This window comes from Candidatus Bathyarchaeota archaeon, assembly GCA_029882535.1.
In the GTDB taxonomy this organism is placed as follows: domain Archaea; phylum Thermoproteota; class Bathyarchaeia; order Bathyarchaeales; family SOJC01; genus JAOUKM01.
Genome location: JAOUKM010000070.1, coordinates 1 through 2,866 on the forward strand (window position 1 = coordinate 1; position 2,866 = coordinate 2,866).

Annotated in this window: 4 protein-coding genes; 2 read left to right on the forward strand and 2 right to left on the reverse strand. The window is 41.6% G+C overall.

All coding sequences use genetic code 11. The annotated features are described in order from the left end of the window. Positions 1-321 (reverse strand): FAD-dependent oxidoreductase (locus OEX01_09555; GenBank protein ID MDH5449228.1); only part of this gene is annotated, 321 nt, incomplete at its 3' end. Positions 322-433: 112 nt separating this feature from the next. Beyond that, on the reverse strand, positions 434-988 hold the full coding sequence (locus tag OEX01_09560) for a cysteine hydrolase (GenBank protein ID MDH5449229.1): 555 nt from the start codon (positions 986-988) through the stop codon (positions 434-436). 224 nt (positions 989-1,212) lie between these two features. Between OEX01_09560 and OEX01_09565 the strand changes: the two genes are divergently transcribed. Both OEX01_09565 and OEX01_09570 read left to right on the forward strand, forming a co-directional pair. Then, a complete protein-coding gene (locus OEX01_09565; GenBank protein MDH5449230.1) occupies positions 1,213-2,097 on the forward strand; it encodes a caspase family protein in 885 nt (294 codons plus the stop codon). Between the two features lie 113 nt (positions 2,098-2,210). Beyond that, on the forward strand, positions 2,211-2,866 hold a 656-nt coding region (locus tag OEX01_09570), incomplete at its 3' end, for a right-handed parallel beta-helix repeat-containing protein (protein ID MDH5449231.1).

Genomic DNA, 2,866 nt, shown 5'->3' on the forward strand with positions numbered 1-2,866 from the left:
TACCAGTCTTTGCCCGAAACTGTGCCTGTTAAGAATGTAGCCATACAGTTGTTCGCCTTTGACAACGTAACTGGTTTGCTTGTCTGGCGAGTATACTTCAATGCCTTCCATTACACGTTCAAGTTCATCGGCAGCAGGTTCTTTTAAGCCAAGGTTGTCAAAGTGATGTTTACCTATGGCGTCTCCGCAGATTTTTTTGCCAATGTCTTTTTTGTTTTTAACGTCAACTAAGCAAGTTTTGAGTCCTGCTTTTGCAGCTGTCTTAGCTGCAAGGCATCCTCCTGTTCCAGCGCCAGCAACTATAACATCAAATTTTTCCAAGCAAGGTTCTCCTCTTCTTTTTTGTCGCTTTGATAACTGCGTACAAAATGCTGATAATATTTTTGCTTTTCGATGCTGTCACCATTGGAAGGGTGCTGTTTTGGTTTGCGCTTTAGAATTCCTTTAGTATCTCGTCAACTGTTTTTATTTCAGCGTTGTAAACATTTTTTAGGTACTTCAATCCTTCCCTGTGCGCTTCTTCTGTAAGCGCTTCAACTCCGTCTTCGGCTATGACTATCTTGTAGCCTCGGAAAAAGGCGCCAGCACTGGTGTGTCTAACACAAATGTTTGTATGTAACCCGCCTAAAATCACGGTTTTCACTCCTTCTCCGCTGTAAAGGCTTCTCAGCAGCGGCTCGAGGCCAGTTTCGTAGAAACCGCTATACGTTCTTTTTTCAACGGCGAAATCCTTTTCCTTAGGTTGCAGTTCGGGAATGACTTCTGCGCCTGGAGTGCCTTTTATAGCATGGCCTCCCCACTTGTGGACCACTTCGAAATCTCTTGGATAATGGGCGTCGTTCGAATAAATTACTGGAATCCCTTTTTTTCTAGCGGCTTCCACAAGTTTTCTCAGAGGTTGAATTACCCTACTCGCCCGTTCTGCTCTTAGCTCGCCAGTGACAAAGTCGTTCAGCATATCGATTATTATGACTGCTGGCTTTTTCATGTCTTTTCACACCTACTGCATTATTTTTTTTGCCCTTATTTTAATTATCGTTTTAGCGGGGCAAACCAGTCTATTTTGAAGAACATCGCAGAAATGTCCATTGGTGTTATAACGTTAAAATCGTGGAAGTCTGGGTTTGAATCTGTGTGCATATAGAGGAATGTTTTAAAAGTTTTATCAACATTTCGTATATAACTAAAATCCTTGCTATAGGAGGAAGAAAAGTGAGAAATAAGGTTCTTTCAAGTATTCTGCTGTTTTTGATGGCGATAAGTCTATTTGCACTTGTGCAAGCTCAGCCGCAAGCCCAGCAAAAAAGTGCATTACGCATAGAATGGTACCAAACATCTCGTGTGAAACCACCAAAACCACCGAAGCTGGGACCGCCTAAAAAAGGAATTGCCACTGGAGTTGTTTCGAATCCTCCGCCAACAAGCAATAGGTGGGCAGTTATTATAGGTATATCGGACTATAAGGGCGATGCATATGACCTTGATTACTGTGACGATGACGCGTGGGATTTCTATAACGCGTTGATTAGCGAGTATGGCTGGAGTTCCAATCACATCACGATGTTGATTGATGACCAAGCTACTGAGGCAAATATTCTGGGTGCAATTGATTGGATGAGAGCTAGTGAAGGCTCGGGTGACGAGGTCGTGTTCTTCTATAGTGGACATGGCTCGGCAAGCATTCGTAATGCAGACAATGACCCTGAGCGGAAAGACGAATGTATCATTCCATGGGAGATCGAAGGGGGCTACTATATTTGGGATGGAGACCTTCAAGAAGAATTTTCCAGCTTCGAGTCCACACGCATTTTCTTCTACTTTGACAGTTGCTACTCTGGTGGCATGACTGATCTCGCTTGTGACGGGCATCTAATTTGCATGGCATGCAAAGAAACTCAGGTCTCATGGGAAATGGGTGCATACGAAAATGGTCAGTTCACTTACTACTTTGTTGATCAAGGCATGTTGGCTGGCAGAGCGGATGTCAATAATGATGGTCTTGTTACGTGCGAAGAAGCTTTTGACTACGCAAAAGCCAAGTGCCAAAGTCAAATGCCTACTCCGAGCGACAACTTTGAAGACGACATGCAGTTATAGAAAAACCGCGGCAACCACAATCTTCTTTTTTCTACTTTGAACAAGAAGGTCTGCAGAAGTTTGTTCCACAAGTTATAAAAGCTGAACAGAGAGCATAATAATGGGAGAGAATTGTGAGTAGAAAACTTCTATTGCCAATTATTTTGATGATTCTTCTTTTGGCTATATTTATTGTTGCATTTAGAGTTCAGAATGTGAAAGCAAGTGAAACTATTTATATTAGAGCCAACGGTTTGATTGAACCTCTAACAGCAAATATCACTAGTGCTGACAATGTCACCTACTACTTCACTGACAACAATTATGATTCTATTATTGTGGAAAGGGATAACATTGTAGTTGATGGGGCAGGCTATACTCTTCAAGGAACAGGATACGGAATAGGAATAAACATGACATGGAGAAGCAACGTAACAATCAAGAACACGAATGTAAAAAACTTTGGAGAAGCTGTTTACTTTAGTAATACTTCAAGCAGTAGAGTGTCAGGAAATAACATAAACGCCTCATGTGGTATCATCCTTAATTGGTCATCCAATAACACCATCTCCGATAACAACATTACATGCAATGTTGGTATCATACTTGAAGTGGCGTTCAATAACACTGTCTCTGATAATAACATTACATGTGCGAGCGATTTGTGGGGGTGTTGCATAAGTCTTACCGAGTCGCAAAACAACAAAATAAGTAGAAATAGCGTGACAGCAACTAATGAAACTGGAAATAGAATAACACTCAATAGAAGTGGCATTTTGCTTGCATATCT